Annotated in this window: 13 protein-coding genes and 1 riboswitch; of the genes, 7 read left to right on the top strand and 6 right to left on the bottom strand. The window is 71.4% G+C overall.

Annotation, left to right across the window (positions count from 1 at the left end):
* Nucleotides 1-497 precede the first annotated feature (497 nt).
* From FE256_RS15575 to FE256_RS15565, 3 genes are all read right to left on the bottom strand, one after another.
* Nucleotides 498-1,898: a L,D-transpeptidase family protein gene (locus FE256_RS15575; protein WP_138177478.1), complete on the bottom strand. Its 1,401-nt coding sequence runs from the start codon at nt 1,896-1,898 to the stop codon at nt 498-500.
* Nucleotides 1,899-1,998: 100 nt separating this feature from the next.
* Complete coding sequence (locus FE256_RS15570) at nt 1,999-3,363, bottom strand: FAD-binding oxidoreductase (protein ID WP_138177476.1); 1,365 nt, start codon at nt 3,361-3,363, stop codon at nt 1,999-2,001.
* Complete coding sequence (locus FE256_RS15565) at nt 3,360-3,746, bottom strand: YrdB family protein (protein ID WP_171024371.1); 387 nt, start codon at nt 3,744-3,746, stop codon at nt 3,360-3,362. The genes FE256_RS15570 and FE256_RS15565 overlap by 4 nt, the downstream gene beginning before the upstream one ends.
* A gap of 94 nt (nt 3,747-3,840) precedes the next feature.
* Nucleotides 3,841-3,926, top strand: a riboswitch (ZMP/ZTP riboswitch).
* A 58-nt stretch (nt 3,927-3,984) separates the two neighbouring features.
* On the opposite strand from FE256_RS15565, the gene glyA reads away from it, so the two are divergent.
* The 5 genes from glyA (at nt 3,985) to FE256_RS15540 (ending at nt 8,757) form a co-directional block, all read left to right on the top strand.
* A complete protein-coding gene (glyA, locus tag FE256_RS15560; RefSeq protein WP_138177474.1) occupies nt 3,985-5,259 on the top strand; it encodes a serine hydroxymethyltransferase in 1,275 nt (424 codons plus the stop codon).
* 184 nt (nt 5,260-5,443) lie between these two features.
* Nucleotides 5,444-6,328, top strand: a complete 885-nt coding sequence (locus tag FE256_RS15555; protein WP_138177472.1) for a bifunctional methylenetetrahydrofolate dehydrogenase/methenyltetrahydrofolate cyclohydrolase — start codon at nt 5,444-5,446, stop codon at nt 6,326-6,328.
* A 130-nt stretch (nt 6,329-6,458) separates the two neighbouring features.
* Nucleotides 6,459-6,947: a cytochrome C5 gene (locus FE256_RS15550; protein WP_138177470.1), complete on the top strand. Its 489-nt coding sequence runs from the start codon at nt 6,459-6,461 to the stop codon at nt 6,945-6,947.
* Nucleotides 6,948-7,196: 249 nt separating this feature from the next.
* Entirely contained in the window at nt 7,197-8,450 is a 1,254-nt protein-coding gene (locus FE256_RS15545) for a styrene monooxygenase/indole monooxygenase family protein (protein ID WP_138177468.1), read from the top strand.
* Nucleotides 8,443-8,757, top strand: coding sequence for an EthD family reductase (locus FE256_RS15540; RefSeq protein WP_138177466.1), 315 nt, complete (start codon nt 8,443-8,445; stop codon nt 8,755-8,757). The genes FE256_RS15545 and FE256_RS15540 overlap by 8 nt, the downstream gene beginning before the upstream one ends.
* 148 nt (nt 8,758-8,905) lie before the next feature.
* Here FE256_RS15540 and FE256_RS15535 read toward each other — a convergent pair whose 3' ends face one another.
* Complete coding sequence (locus FE256_RS15535) at nt 8,906-9,868, bottom strand: AraC-like ligand-binding domain-containing protein (RefSeq protein WP_138177464.1); 963 nt, start codon at nt 9,866-9,868, stop codon at nt 8,906-8,908.
* A 199-nt stretch (nt 9,869-10,067) separates the two neighbouring features.
* Here FE256_RS15535 and FE256_RS15530 point away from each other — a divergent pair, with 199 nt between their 5' ends.
* On the top strand, nt 10,068-10,613 hold the full coding sequence (locus tag FE256_RS15530) for a flavin reductase family protein (protein ID WP_252371053.1): 546 nt from the start codon (nt 10,068-10,070) through the stop codon (nt 10,611-10,613).
* A gap of 55 nt (nt 10,614-10,668) precedes the next feature.
* A complete protein-coding gene (gene hpaB, locus FE256_RS15525) occupies nt 10,669-12,123 on the top strand; it encodes a 4-hydroxyphenylacetate 3-monooxygenase, oxygenase component (RefSeq protein WP_138177462.1) in 1,455 nt (484 codons plus the stop codon).
* Nucleotides 12,124-12,141: 18 nt separating this feature from the next.
* Here the strand turns inward: hpaB and FE256_RS15520 are convergent, their stop codons facing one another.
* Nucleotides 12,142-12,540: an HtaA domain-containing protein gene (locus FE256_RS15520; RefSeq protein ID WP_138177460.1), complete on the bottom strand. Its 399-nt coding sequence runs from the start codon at nt 12,538-12,540 to the stop codon at nt 12,142-12,144.
* Nucleotides 12,537-13,080 (bottom strand): LysR substrate-binding domain-containing protein (locus tag FE256_RS15515; protein WP_252371052.1); only part of this gene is annotated, 544 nt, incomplete at its 5' end. The genes FE256_RS15520 and FE256_RS15515, both read right to left, overlap by 4 nt.

The raw sequence follows: 13,080 nt of genomic DNA, 5'->3' as shown, positions 1-13,080 counted from the left end.
CCATTCCCACGGCGCTGTGCGGCCGTCGGGCCCCTGCATAACTCCGGCGGAACGCTGTCCCGGCGGCGGCCCGAGGGCCGCGGCGGTTCGCGATGCAGGAGTTGTGCAGGGGCGCTCCGCCTCGCCGGGCTAGTGGCGACGGCTACTCCGACGCCGTGTCGACGTCCGCGGCTGCGGCCCAGTTGCTGCATAGCTCCGGCGGAACGCTGTCCCGACGGCGGTCCGAGGGCCGCGGCGGCGCGCGATGCAGGAGTTGTGCAGGGGCGCTCCGCGTCGCGGGGCCTGTGGCGACGGCTTCTCCGACGCCGTGTCGACGTCCGCGGCTGCGGCCCGGCTGCGGCACAACTCCGGCACAACTCCGGCACGAGCCGGCGGTCGCACGTGCGGCGCGGGGCAGCGCCCGCACGCTGCAGGAGTTGTGCACCGGGTGCCTGCGCGGCGCGGAACGAAGAAGGGGCCGGATGCCGTGGCATCCGACCCCTGTCCGCGGGTGGGGCTCAGTAGTGGACCGAGACCTCGGTGCCGCGGTAGGCCCAGTCGTAGAGCTCCTTGGCCTGCGGGATCGTCATGTTGATGCAGCCGTGGCTCATCGGCGTCCCGAAGTTGTTGTGCCAGTAGGTGCCGTGGAAGCCCTCGTCGCCGTTGAAGTAGGCGACCCAGGGGACGTCCTTCGTGCAGTAGTCGTAGCCGGGGACGCAGCCCATGTCCTGCATGCTGGTCTTCCAGCCGATGCGGAAGTTGCCGGTGTGCGTGGCGTGGTCGCCGGCGCCCGACGAGATCGTGTAGGTGCGGTACACCTGACCGTTCTGCCACAGCGTCGTGGTCTGCGTGCTGAGGTTGACGTCGATCCGGCGCTCGGTCTTGGTGGTCTCGAAGGGCGTCTCGGCGACGGTGAGGGCGTACTTGCCGTTGCCGTCGGCCAGCTGAGCGGCGAACGCCGCGGCGATGCCGGCGGTGTCGCCGAGCGCGCGGCCGGTCTGCCCCTCGGTGATCGTGTGGATCACTTCGCCGCCCGAGTCCACGATGACGTCGGCGTTGACGGCGCCGCGATCGACCTGGCCCGGCAGGCCGTCCACGGCCTTCTGGATCTCGGCCTCATCGGCGGCGATGGTGAAAGCGCCGTGGCCGTCGGAGGTGACGGTGAGCCACGAAGCGGCGGCCGCGCGGTCGACGGGAACGGTGCGCTCGTCGCCGACGTAGAAGCCGGCCGAATCCAGGATGCCGTTGAGCGTGGCGACGGCGGCGTCGGCTTCTTGCGTGCTGACGGGCGCGTCGACCGGAACGAATCCGGCCTGCACCGTGGTGCGGACGGTGCCGGCGTCGAAGGCGGACTGCAGCGCCGCGGTCACGGCGGAGACGTCGATGCCCTCGCCGGCCTCGGCGGGCGTGGTGACGTACGACTGCGAGCCGGCGTCGAACGCGACGGTGGCGTCGACCGGGGCGCGATACGTGCCGGGGGCGCGTTCGCGCAGGACCGCCGCCGCTTCGGCGGGATCGACGTGGATCTGCACGCCCGTGCCGGCGGGGAACCAGGACGCGGGCTTCCACATCGGGTTCTCGGCGAAGGCCTTCTCGGCGATGGCGGTGGCGTCGACCGTCGCACCGAGCTCGGCGCCGGTGACGGTCACCTCGCCCGCGGGGCTCTCGATCGTGACCTCGGTCGTTGCCAGGTGCGCGGAGATCGCCTGTGCGGCGCCGCCGGCGGTGAGCCCGCCGATCTGCACGCCGGCCACCGAGGCGCCGGGAGCGATGAGGACCAGTGAGGCCGCGATGAGGGCGACCGCGGTCGCGCCCGCGGGGATGCCGATCCACAGGCCCGAGCGGTTCTTCCGCTTGGCGGGCTCGGGCGGAGCCCAGGCGTAGGTGACGCCGTCGGTGCCGTTCGCGCCGTCGGTCATGTGAGAACCCCCCGAAAAGTCAGTCTTTCCATGGTATGTGGGCACTCTGGGCCTCGGCGGTGAGGTTTGTCACGTTCTGGTCACGCTGCCGCGGCTCGGATCACGGCGCGAAGACCTTGCCCGGATTCAGGATGCCGAGCGGGTCGAAGACCCGCGCGATGTCGCGCTGCAACCGCCATTGGTCGTCGCCGAGCTCATCGGCGAGCCACTGGCGCTTGAGCACGCCGATGCCGTGCTCGCCGGTGAGCGTGCCGCCCAGGGCGAGCGCGGCGCGGAACAGCTCTTCGGCGGCATCCCAGACCACGGGGGGAACGTCGGCCCCCTCGAACACGAAGTTCGGGTGCAGGTTCCCGTCACCCGCGTGCGCGACGGTGGGGATCACGAGACCGAACTCCCGCTCGATGCGCCCGATCTCGTCGAACATCGCCGGGAGGGCGCTGCGCGGGACGGACACGTCTTCGATGAGCGTCGTCCCGAGCGTCTCCATGGCGGGGTGCAGGGCCCGCCGCACCGCCAGGAGCTTCTCGCCCTCGGCGTCGTCCGCGGCGACGGCGACACGGCCGCCGGCCGCCTGGAGCACCGCGGCGATCGCTCGCGCTTCGTCGGCGGCGACGGGTCCATCGGTCTGGATGGTCAGCTGCGACGACCCGGCCGGCGCCGCGGGCAGTGACAGCAGTCGGTGGACGGCCGCGAGGCTCGTGGCATCCATCAGCTCCATGATGGCGGGCTGGATGCCGGATGCGGTGACCGTGGCCGAGGCCACCGCGGCCGCGCGCACGTCGTCGAACAGGGCGGTCAGCGTCACCCGCTCCCCGGCGACGAGCCGACGGAGCTTGAGGGTCGCGCCGACGACGACGCCGAGGATCCCTTCGGATCCGATGACGAGCGAGGTGAGGTCGAGGCCCGTCACTCCCTTCACGCTGCGGTGGCCGAGGTGCATCAGGCGGCCGTCCGCGAGGACGAGGTCGACGCCGAGCACCGCGTCGCGCACGACGCCGTACTTCGCGCACAGCAGCCCGCCCGCACCGGTGGCGATGTTGCCGCCCACCGTCGAGATCGCGCGACTGGCCGGGTCCGGCGCCCACCACACCCCGTGCGGTTCGAGTCGGGCGTTGAGATCGGCATTCAGGATGCCGGGCTCGACCACCGCGAGCAGGTCGTCGGGCCGCACCTCGAGCACGCGGTCCATTCCGCGCAGCGACAGCGCGATCTCACCGCCGCCGGCGTTCGCCCCGCCCGCCAGGCCCGTGCCCGCTCCGCGCGGGACGACCGCGGTGCGCGTGGCCGTCGCGATCCGCAGGACGGCCTGGACGTCGGCGACCGACGCCGCGTGGACGACCGCGACCGGCAGCCCGTCGGAGGCGTGACCGGACTTGTCGGCGCGCACGGCGTCGAGCGCCGCGGGGGAGACGTCGACCCGGTCGCCGAGCTCGGCCCGGAGCCGCGCGAGGACGTCGTCGGTCATGCCAGGCGTCGCCGGCCGTTGAGAGCGCCGAAGGTCACGGCGACGATCGCGAAGATCAGCCCGATCCACGCCTGCCCCATGCTCCACCAGGCGATGGTGGCGGCGGCGTAGACGAAGAGCTCGACGATCGCGCGGACGAACGGGTGCACGGGGAGCACGGCCCGGGGCGAGACGAACAGCGCCCACACCACGATCGCCAGGGCCGGAGCGCCGAGGCCCGCGACGATGTTCCAGGGCAGCGGCCACGCGGTGAAGCCCCAGATCGCGAGAGTGACGAAGGCGGCGACGCCGCACAGGACGCTGCCGATCTCGACCGCCGTCGGACGCGGGCGCATGCCGGGGGCCAGGGGCGCCTGCGCGCGGACGTTGGGGGTATCGGTCACCCCGCCATTTTACGCGGGCGGCGGGCCGCGGCATCCGGAATACCTCGCGGACGAGCCACTCGCCCGGGCGCGTCGCGCGCGAACCCGGTAGTGTGATCGTCGTCGCGACTGGCGTTGAGGTGGGACACCACCGGGGAGCGACCGCTTGACGGTATTCGACCGCACGCCTGGGTCGATGCGGTATCTCCGCGGACTCGCCCGAGCCCGCGGCATCCGAAGCCATCGTCAAGGAGATCGCATGACCGATCCGTACTTCAACGCCCCCCTCTCGGAGGTCGACCCCGAGATCGCCCAGGTTCTCGAGCGCGAGCTCGACCGCCAGCGCGGCTATCTCGAGATGATCGCGTCCGAGAACTTCGTGCCCGTCTCGGTGCTGCAGTCGCAGGGTTCCGTCCTGACCAACAAGTACGCCGAGGGCTACCCGGGTCGCCGGTACTACGGCGGCTGCGAAGAGGTCGACGTCGCCGAAGAGCTCGCGATCGAGCGGGCGAAGGCGCTGTTCGGCGCCGGGTTCGCGAACGTGCAGCCGCACTCCGGTGCCACCGCGAACGCCGCGGTGCTGCACGCGATCGCCCGCCCCGGCGACACCCTGCTCGGCCTGTCGCTCGACCAGGGCGGCCACCTCACGCACGGCATGAAGATCAACTTCTCGGGCCGTCTGTACGACATCGTCGCTTACGGTGTCGACCCCGAGACCTCGCTCATCGACATGGACGAGGTGCGCCGTCTCGCCCTCGAGCACAAGCCGAAGGTCATCATCGCCGGCTGGTCGGCGTACCCCCGTCAGCTCGACTTCGCCGCGTTCCGCGCGATCGCCGACGAGGTGGGCGCGTACCTGTGGGTCGACATGGCGCACTTCGCCGGTCTCGTCGCGGCGGGCGTGCACCCGTCGCCGATCCCGCACGCGCACGTCGTCTCGACCACCGTGCACAAGACGATCGGCGGCCCCCGCTCGGGCCTCATCCTCACCAACGACGCCGACCTGGCCAAGAAGATCAACACCGCGGTCTTCCCGGGCCAGCAGGGCGGTCCGCTCATGCACGTGATCGCCGCCAAGGCGACGGCGTTCAAGCTCGCGATGACGCCGGAGTTCACGGAACGTCAGGAGCGCACGCTGCGCGGCGCGTCGATCATCGCCGATCGCCTCACGCAGGACGACGTCAAGAGCGCCGGCATCGCCGTGCGCTCGGGCGGCACGGACGTGCACCTCGTGCTCGTCGACCTGCGGGATGCCGAGATCGACGGCAAGCAGGCCGAAGACCTGCTGCACGAGATCCACATCACGGTCAACCGCAACGCCGTCCCCAACGACCCGCGTCCGCCGATGGTGACCTCGGGCCTGCGCATCGGCACGCCGGCGCTCGCGACCCGCGGCTTCGGTGACGCCGAGTTCACCGAGGTGGCCGACATCATCGCGCTCGCCCTGCAGCCCGGTGCCGACCTCGAGGCGCTCCGAGCCCGCGTGGCCGTGCTCACCGCGGCCTTCCCGCTGTACCCCGGCCTGCACCAGTAAGCCCCGGCCGGGGCGGGCGTCGCACGCATGCGGCGGTCCGCCCCGGCATCCGGTGCTCGAGGACCCGCGATAAACGCTGCCGCGAGTGAGACACGGCGTGGGGCGGCGTGTTTCGCTCGTCGGAGCGTTCATCGGGCCCACGGGCCACCCGGTCACCTACCGATCACACAGAACGAGGGATGCCATGACGGCGACGAGACTCGACGGCAAGGCCGCAGCTGCGGCGATCAAGACCGAGCTGGCCGAGCGGGTCGCGGCACTGCGTGCGCGCGGCGTCGTCCCGGGCATCGCGACGGTGTTGGTGGGGGCCGACCCGGCATCGCAGCTGTACGTCGGCATGAAGCACCGCGAGTCCGAGGCCATCGGCATGAACTCGATCCAGATCGAGCTCCCCGCCGAGTCCACGCAAGAGGAGGTCGAGGCGGTCATCGACGGGCTCAACGCCGACCCCGCGTGCCACGGGTACATCGTCCAGCTGCCGCTGCCGAAGCACATCGACACCGACGCGATCCTCGAGCGCATCGATCCGGCGAAGGATGCCGACGGCCTGCACCCCACCAACCTCGGGCGTCTCGTGCTCAACGTCAACGCGCCGATCACCACGCCCCTGCCGTGCACCCCGCGCGGGGTCATCGAACTCCTCGTGCGCAACGGCTACGACCTGAAGGGCAAAGAGGTCGTCGTCGTCGGTCGCGGCGTGACGATCGGCCGCTCGATCGGGCTGCTGCTCACCCGCCGCGAGATCAACGCGACCGTGACGCTCACCCACACCGGTACCGCGGACCTCGCGAAGCATTTGCGCGAGGCCGACGTGATCGTCGCCGCGGCCGGAGTGAAGCACATCGTGCGCGCCGAGGACGTCAAGCCCGGCGCCGCCGTCCTCGATGTCGGCGTCACCCGCGAGACCGACCCCGAGACCGGCAAGAGCCGCGTGTTCGGCGACGTGCACCCCGACGTCGCCGAGGTCGCCGGCTTCCTCTCGCCCAACCCCGGCGGGGTGGGGCCGATGACGGTCGCCCTCCTCATGACGAACGTCGTCGAGGCCGCGGAGCGCGCGACCGGGATCTGACCCGCCCCGCGCCCGCTCGGCGGCCGCCGAGCCGCGCGGCGAGTGAACCGCGCGCGCACGCGGCCTGAACGCCCGGGGACCCGACACGCCGACGGATGCGCCGCGCCCCGGGACGTGACATCGTCTTCTCATGACTGCATCCGTCCTGAACGACCTCCTCCGCCGCGTCACCGACAGCGGCTTGCTCGACGAGCCGACGATCGATGACGACACCGTCGTGGGTCTCGCGCACCTGGATGCCGCCGGTGTCGAGGTCGAGGTCGACCTCGACCCCGAGATCGAGGACGTCGACGACCCCGACATCGACGCGATCATGACGTCGCTGTCGGACATCCTGGCCATCAGCGAGGACCGGTGGCGCGCGATCGTCGACGAGGTCGTCAGCGATATCGAGGACGCCCTGGGCGACGAGGAGATCGGCTCCGACGTCGACCTGCGCACCGACCTCGAGGCCGTGGGCGTCGGTGTCTTCGCGGACGCGGTCATCGTGGTCTTCGCGGGCGCGACGTCGTTCCCCGACGCCCTCGTGCACGTGCAGCTGACCCCCGAGCTCGAGGTCGAGGACATCGAGATCGTCGGCGACGACGACGAGGACGAAGACGGCGACGACGAGGACTGATCGGACGCCACCGCGCGACACGAACGGCCGGGACGCACGCTCGAGTGCCCCGGCTGTTCGTCGTCGTCGGTAGCTCTCGCGCTCCCGCTCTCCGCCGCGACGTGCGCGGCTGGTCCCTCGACGCCGGTGTCTGGTGCGTGGGTGTGACGGTGGGGCGGGAGGATTCTGCATCCGTGCCCGAGGACCTACCGTCGGTGGCACACGGCGCGCAGAGAAGCGCTCCGTGAGAGAGCATCCACAGGAGGACGCATGACGAACATCGGCGTCGTCGGCGCCGGAACGGCGGGCCTGCATCTGGGCCTTCTGCTGCGGCAGCACGACATCCCCGTCACCATCTACACCGACCGCACCGCCGATCAGGTGGCCGAGGGGCGACTGCCCAACAGCGTCGCCCACCACGCGGTCACGATCGAACGCGAACGCGAATTGGGCGTCGACCACTGGCCGGTGGAGGAGTTCGGCTACTTCTGCCACCACCACTGGGTGGGCGGCGCCGAGCTGTTCTTCCGCGGCAACTTCCAGAGTCCCTCGCGCGCGGTGGACTACCGGATCTACCAGCCGACGCTCATGGGCGACTTCGAGGACCGCGGAGGGCGGATCGAGATCCGCTCCGTCGAGGCCGAGGATCTCGACGCGCTGAGCGAGAAGCACGACGCCCTCGTGGTGGCCTCGGGCAAGAAGTCCCTCGGCGACTTCTTCGGCATCAACGAGGCCAAGACCCCGTATGCCGGGCCCCAGCGCCGCCTGATGGTCGGGCTCTGGCACGGCGTCGCGAACGAGGACACCAAGAGCGTGACGCTCAGCATCGCGCCCGGGCACGGGGAGCTGCTCGACATCCCCCTTTACAGCTTCGCCGGGCACACCCACGCCCTGCTGTTCGAGAACGTCATCGGCGGAGACACCGAGGTGCTCGCCGACGCGCGCTACGACGACGACCCCGAGGCGTTCCGCCGCCTCGTCCTCGAGAAGATGCGGCAGTATCACCCGACGGTCGCCGCGCGGATCGACGAATCCACCTTCACGCTCGCCCGACCGCAGGACCTCCTGCAGGGCGCGGTGCGCCCCGTGCTGCGCAACGACTACCGCGTCCTCGACAACGGCACCGTGGTCATCGCGGCCGGCGACGTGCACTCCGTGCTCGACCCCGTCATCGGGCAGGGCGGGAACTCGGCCTCGTACTCGGGGTACACCGTCGGCCAGGAGATCCTCGAGGATCTCGGGTTCGGTGCCGACCTCGGCCGCCGCGCGGCGGAGCGGCGTCGCGAACGCGTCGAGAAGGTCAGCGACTGGACGAACCTCATGGTCCAGGTGCCCCCGGCACCGCACATGATCGACCTGCTGGGGGCGATGAGCCAGTCACCGACCCTGGCGGATGAGTTCACGCAGAACTTCAACGATCCGATCGCCCAGTGGGACGACGTCCTCGGGTCGCCCGAGACGGCCGCCGCGGCGATCGCTCGCACGGCGACCCGCGACGCGAGCGAGGAGCCCGCCCATGCATAAGCTGCTCGTGCTCTACCCCGAGCCGGTGGACCGGGTCGCTTTCGAAGAGCATTACCGCGCGGTGCATCTGCCGCTGTGCGAGAAGCTCCCCGGTGTGCGGGAAATCTCCTTCACGCTGGCGGTCGATCCGGGGCCCGCTCCCTCGCCGTACTTCGCGGTGTTCGAGGCCGCCTTCGACTCCGCGGAGGACCTCGGTGCCGCTCTCGCCTCCCCCGAGGGGGAGGCGGTCCAGGCCGATGTGCCGAACTACGCCACCAATGGCGCGGTCGTGATGACCTTCGCCGCGGAGCAACTCGTCCGAGTGTGAGTGCGCGCGCCGGGGCGGGGACGACTGTCCCGCCCCGGCGCGTTGCTGTTCGCACGGCACGGCGCGTTGCTGTGCGCACGGCGCGTCGCTGCCCGCCCGGGCGTCGCTCGCGGGCGCCGCGGCCTCTCGGCGCGCGTGTCGCATCGGCTCAGCCGACCAGGGCGACCCGGTACTCGCTCGGCGAGACGCCCACCTGGGCGCGGAACAGCTTGCTGAAGTGCGACGGGTCGGTGAAGCCCCACGCCGCCGCCACCGCCGCCACCCCCTCGCGGGCGTGCCGCGGGTCGCGGAGATCGCGGCGCACGTGGTCGAGCCGGCGGTCGCGCACCCAGTGCGACACCGTCGTCCCCCGTCGCTGGAACAGCGTGTGCAGGTGGCGCGTCGAGATGTACGCGGCCGCGGCGATCCGCTCCGGGCCCAGATCCGGCTCGTGCAGGTGCGCGTTGATGAACGTGTCGATGCGGAACATCAGCTCCGCGTGGGGGTCCGACCACGGGGCGTCGCGCAACTCCTGCCCGACCATCGTGGCGATCAGGTCCATCGTGTTGTGCGTCACCTGCACGCCCGTGGCCTCGTCGAGCGTCGGCAGCGCGCTGGCCAGACCCGCGAGGAAGTGCCCGACTGCGCGAGCGAACCCCTGGTCGCCGGGGATCCGCACCGCGGTGAGGCCCCGCAGGATCGTCGCGTCGATGTTGATCATGCGGTGCGGGAACATCACGACCACGGCCGCGAGGTCGTCGGCGAAGGCGAGGGTGTATGGGCGGCTGGTGTCGTAGAGCACGATGTCGCCGGGAGAGAGCAGCGCCGTCCGATCGTCCTGTGTCAGGACGCCGGTGCCGCTGAGCTGCAGCGTCAGTTTGACGTACGACTCCGCGGACGCGTCGACGAGGTCCTGCGAACGGGTCACCGAGTGCCCGCTCGCGCGGACGGTGGAGAACAGGATGCCGTCGCTGACCCGCCCCTCCATATGGGCACTGAACGGCGTCCCCCGGGGGGAATCCACCGTCAGGGGAACGAACGAGCGCGAGGCGATCGCCTGCCACTGCTCCTTGCCCAGGGCGTGCTCGCGGATCAAGCCGGGCGCGACCGGGGACGGCGTCGGGGATTGCATCGCCACTCACCTCACATCGATGTGATCGAGCGAGCCTCCATCGGCTCGGACATCCACAGCGTACGTCGCCCCGGGCATCGCGCGCCCGGCGGCGGCGATGATCGCGGCGCTGAGGGCCAAGCCCCGCACGCGGATTCACCAGACGATGACGCCGCGTGCGGCGCACGATGGACCCAGCCGGTCAGAGAGGACCCCGCCCATGATGATGAGTTCCCTCGGGACGTTTCCGCCCGAGTCGACACTGTTCCGCCCGACCGCGCACTTCTTCCGCGGCGGGCTCGGTCGGTTCGCGACGGGTGTGGCCGTGGTCACCTTCGACACGGTGGATGCCGCGGGAGACCCGCTTCGGCACGGCATCACCGTCAACTCCTTCACGTCGGTGTCGATGGACCCGCCGCTCGTGCTCGTCTCGATCCAGCGCACGGTGCGCACGCACGAGATGCTGCACGACACCCTCTTCACGATCAACATCCTCGGCGCCGAGCAGCAGGGTCTGGCGCTGACCTTCGCGGGTCGACCGCAGGTCGAGCCGGTGTGGGAGGACGGGCACCGGGCTCCGCGGCTCGCGGGCGTGCTGAGCTGGTTCGAGTGCGAGCCGTGGGCGGAGTACGACGGCGGCGACCACACGCTCTTCGTCGGGAAGGTCGCCGATTTCGGCTACCGCGCCGGCGATGCCCTGGGCTTCGTCAACGGCCAGTTCACGACCGTGCACGAGGCTCCCCGGGGCCACGAGCTGCTGTTCTGATCCGGCTGCGCTGCTTCTCCCCGCTTCCCGGCTTCGCCGTTCGAAAGGTCACCCCATGCCCGCACGCCCCGGTTCCGACTACCTCGCCCGCCTGAACGCCCGGCACCTCGAGGTCCACGTCGACGGCGAGGTGGTCACGTCGCGCGTCGCCGAGCACCCGGCGTTCGCGCCGGTCGCGCGCGCCTACGCCCGTCTCGCGGATCTGTCGCACGACCCGGCTCACCGGGAGGAGGTCACCTTCGTGGGAGACGGCGGCGAGGTCGAGCCGGTCGCCCACCTGGTGCCGCGCTCCGCCGACGACCTGGCCCGCCGGCGCCGGGGGATGCAGGTGTGGGCGGGGGAGAGCGCGGGATTCCTCGGGCGCACGGGCGACTACCTGTCGTCGGCGCTCGCCGCCTTCGCGGGGTCGTCCGCGTTCTTCGCGCGGGCCGGGGACGCCTACGCCGCGCGCGTCGCGGCGTATGCCGAACGCGTGCGGAGCGAGGATCTCGTGCTCTCGCACACGCTCCTCCCGCCGCAGGTCAACCGCGCGGTGCCCGCCGTCCGCCAGGGCGATGGAGCCCTCGCGGCGCGCGTGGTCGAGGAGCGCGCCGACGGGATCGTCGTGCGCGGCGCGCGGATGCTCGCGACCTCGGCACCGGTCGCCGACGAACTGCTCGTGCTCCCCTCGACCGTGCTGCGCAACGCGCCCGAGGACGCCGCCTACAGCTTCGCCTTCGCGATCCCCACCGACGCCCCCGGCCTGCGGTTGCACTGCCGCACGCCCCTGCACCGCGGCGGTCCCGCCTTCGATGAGCCGCTCGCGGCCCGGTTCGACGAGATGGATGCCGTCGCCGTCTTCGACGACGTCTTCGTCCCGGCCGAGCGCGTGTTCGTGCTGGGGCGCCCCGATCTGTGCAACGCGCTGTACACCGAGACCGGCGCCGGCGCTCTCATGACGCACCAGGTCGTCACGCGCACGCTGGTCAAGACCGAGTTCTTCCTGGGCCTCGCCTCGTCGATGGCGGAGGCGATCGGCATCCAGGGGTTCCCCCACATCCAGCAGCAGCTGGCGGAGCTCATCACCTACGTCGAGATCGAGCGGGCCATGCTCCGGGCGGCCGAGGTCGACGGCGAGGCGAACGAGTTCGGCGTCTTCCTTCCCCGCTGGGCGACGTTGAATGCGGCGCGCAACTGGTACCCCACCCACGTCTCGCCACGGCTGACGGAGATCATCCGCACCCTGGGGGCGTCGGGACTCATGGCGACCCCGAGCGCCGCGGACTTCCCGCTCGACGCCCACGGCGACCTCGAGCAGTACCTGCAATCGGCCACGCTCGGCGCGCGCGAGCGCACGGCGCTGTTCCGTCTCGCGGCCGACGCCGCCGTGTCCGGGTTCGCGGGTCGGCAGTCGCTGTACGAGTACTTCTTCTTCGGCGACCCGGTGCGCATGGCCTCCGCGCTCGTCGGGTCGTACGACTTCACCGACGCGCGGGCGCGGGTGCGTGGCATCCTGGATCGCTCGGAGTGATCCGGTCCCCGTTCGTGCTCATGCGCGGATCGTGAAGTCCTCGAGCGGCGTGCCCGCCTCGTAGGGCCCGAAGAACAGGTCGGCGCCGTCGGCGGTGAGCGCGACCCCCGTGCCGGTCGAGCCGTCGAACGCGGCGACCGTGGCGAAGGGCAGTCGCGCCGCGCCGTCGTCGGGGTCGGCGATCTCCAGCATCCAGGTGTCTCCTCGGGTCACGAGTGCCGGGTCGGCCAGGATGACGCGCATCATGCCGCCGTGCCCGGTCAGGGTCACGCTGCCGGAGAAGACGCGCCCGTCGCCCGGGAAGACGAAGCCGGCGTCCCCCTCGTGTACGCCCCCGGCCGTTGCCACCGTGCCGTCGCTCATGCCGCGCACGTATCCCAGGAGCGAGCGCTTCACGGCCCACACCAGCGCGCTCACGCCGACGTCCAACTGATCGAGCGGGCGAACGAGATGAGGGCCCGCACACGATCGGGGGGATCGATCGTGGCCGACCAGATCACGTCGATGCCGACGGGGTCCACGGGCGGCGAGATCTCTTTCATGGCGACAGGGTAGCCCTCGTAGCTCGCCGGGTTCGCGGGCCGCTGCACGAGGATGCCGTAGCCCAGCCCTCTCCCGACGAGTGTGCGCACCGCCTCGTAGCTGGCGGTGCGGTGACGGATGCGCGGAGTGAGCCCGCGCGCTTCGAACAACGACAGCGTGTGGGCCGAGGACGGAGGAGCGTCGAGCAGGATGAGGTCGCGCGGGGCGACGTCTTCGAGGCGCACGGTCTCGGCTTGCGCGAGCGGGTCGTCGGCGGCCAGCAGCACGTGCGCGGGCAGCGCGAAGAGGCGCTCGCGGCGGGGGTGACCGGGAACGAGGGTGTCGTAGACGAACGCGACGTCGACCTCGCCCGATTCGATCCGCCCCTCGAGCTGGTCGTGCGTCGCCTCGCGGATGTGCAGGTCGACCCGGGGG

Source organism: Microbacterium sp. 5K110, from assembly GCF_005774735.1.
Classification (GTDB): domain Bacteria; phylum Actinomycetota; class Actinomycetes; order Actinomycetales; family Microbacteriaceae; genus Microbacterium.
The sequence above is the reverse complement of the archived record's forward strand: the minus strand, read 5'-3'. Positions and strand labels throughout refer to the sequence as shown.

What these genes read in the sequence shown, in the direction of transcription:
- glyA (WP_138177474.1), top strand. Translation starts at nt 3,985, where the DNA reads ATGACCGATCCGTACTTCAACGCCCCCCTCTCGGAGGTCGACCCCGAG.
- FE256_RS15555 (WP_138177472.1), top strand. Translation starts at nt 5,444, where the DNA reads ATGACGGCGACGAGACTCGACGGCAAGGCCGCAGCTGCGGCGATCAAG.
- FE256_RS15545 (WP_138177468.1), top strand. Translation starts at nt 7,197, where the DNA reads ATGACGAACATCGGCGTCGTCGGCGCCGGAACGGCGGGCCTGCATCTG.
- FE256_RS15535 (WP_138177464.1), bottom strand. Translation starts at nt 9,868, where the DNA reads ATGCAATCCCCGACGCCGTCCCCGGTCGCGCCCGGCTTGATCCGCGAG.
- hpaB (WP_138177462.1), top strand. Translation starts at nt 10,669, where the DNA reads ATGCCCGCACGCCCCGGTTCCGACTACCTCGCCCGCCTGAACGCCCGG.
- FE256_RS15570 (WP_138177476.1), bottom strand. Translation starts at nt 3,363, where the DNA reads ATGACCGACGACGTCCTCGCGCGGCTCCGGGCCGAGCTCGGCGACCGG.
- FE256_RS15575 (WP_138177478.1), bottom strand. Translation starts at nt 1,898, where the DNA reads ATGACCGACGGCGCGAACGGCACCGACGGCGTCACCTACGCCTGGGCT.
- FE256_RS15530 (WP_252371053.1), top strand. Translation starts at nt 10,068, where the DNA reads ATGATGATGAGTTCCCTCGGGACGTTTCCGCCCGAGTCGACACTGTTC.
- FE256_RS15540 (WP_138177466.1), top strand. Translation starts at nt 8,443, where the DNA reads ATGCATAAGCTGCTCGTGCTCTACCCCGAGCCGGTGGACCGGGTCGCT.
- FE256_RS15550 (WP_138177470.1), top strand. Translation starts at nt 6,459, where the DNA reads ATGACTGCATCCGTCCTGAACGACCTCCTCCGCCGCGTCACCGACAGC.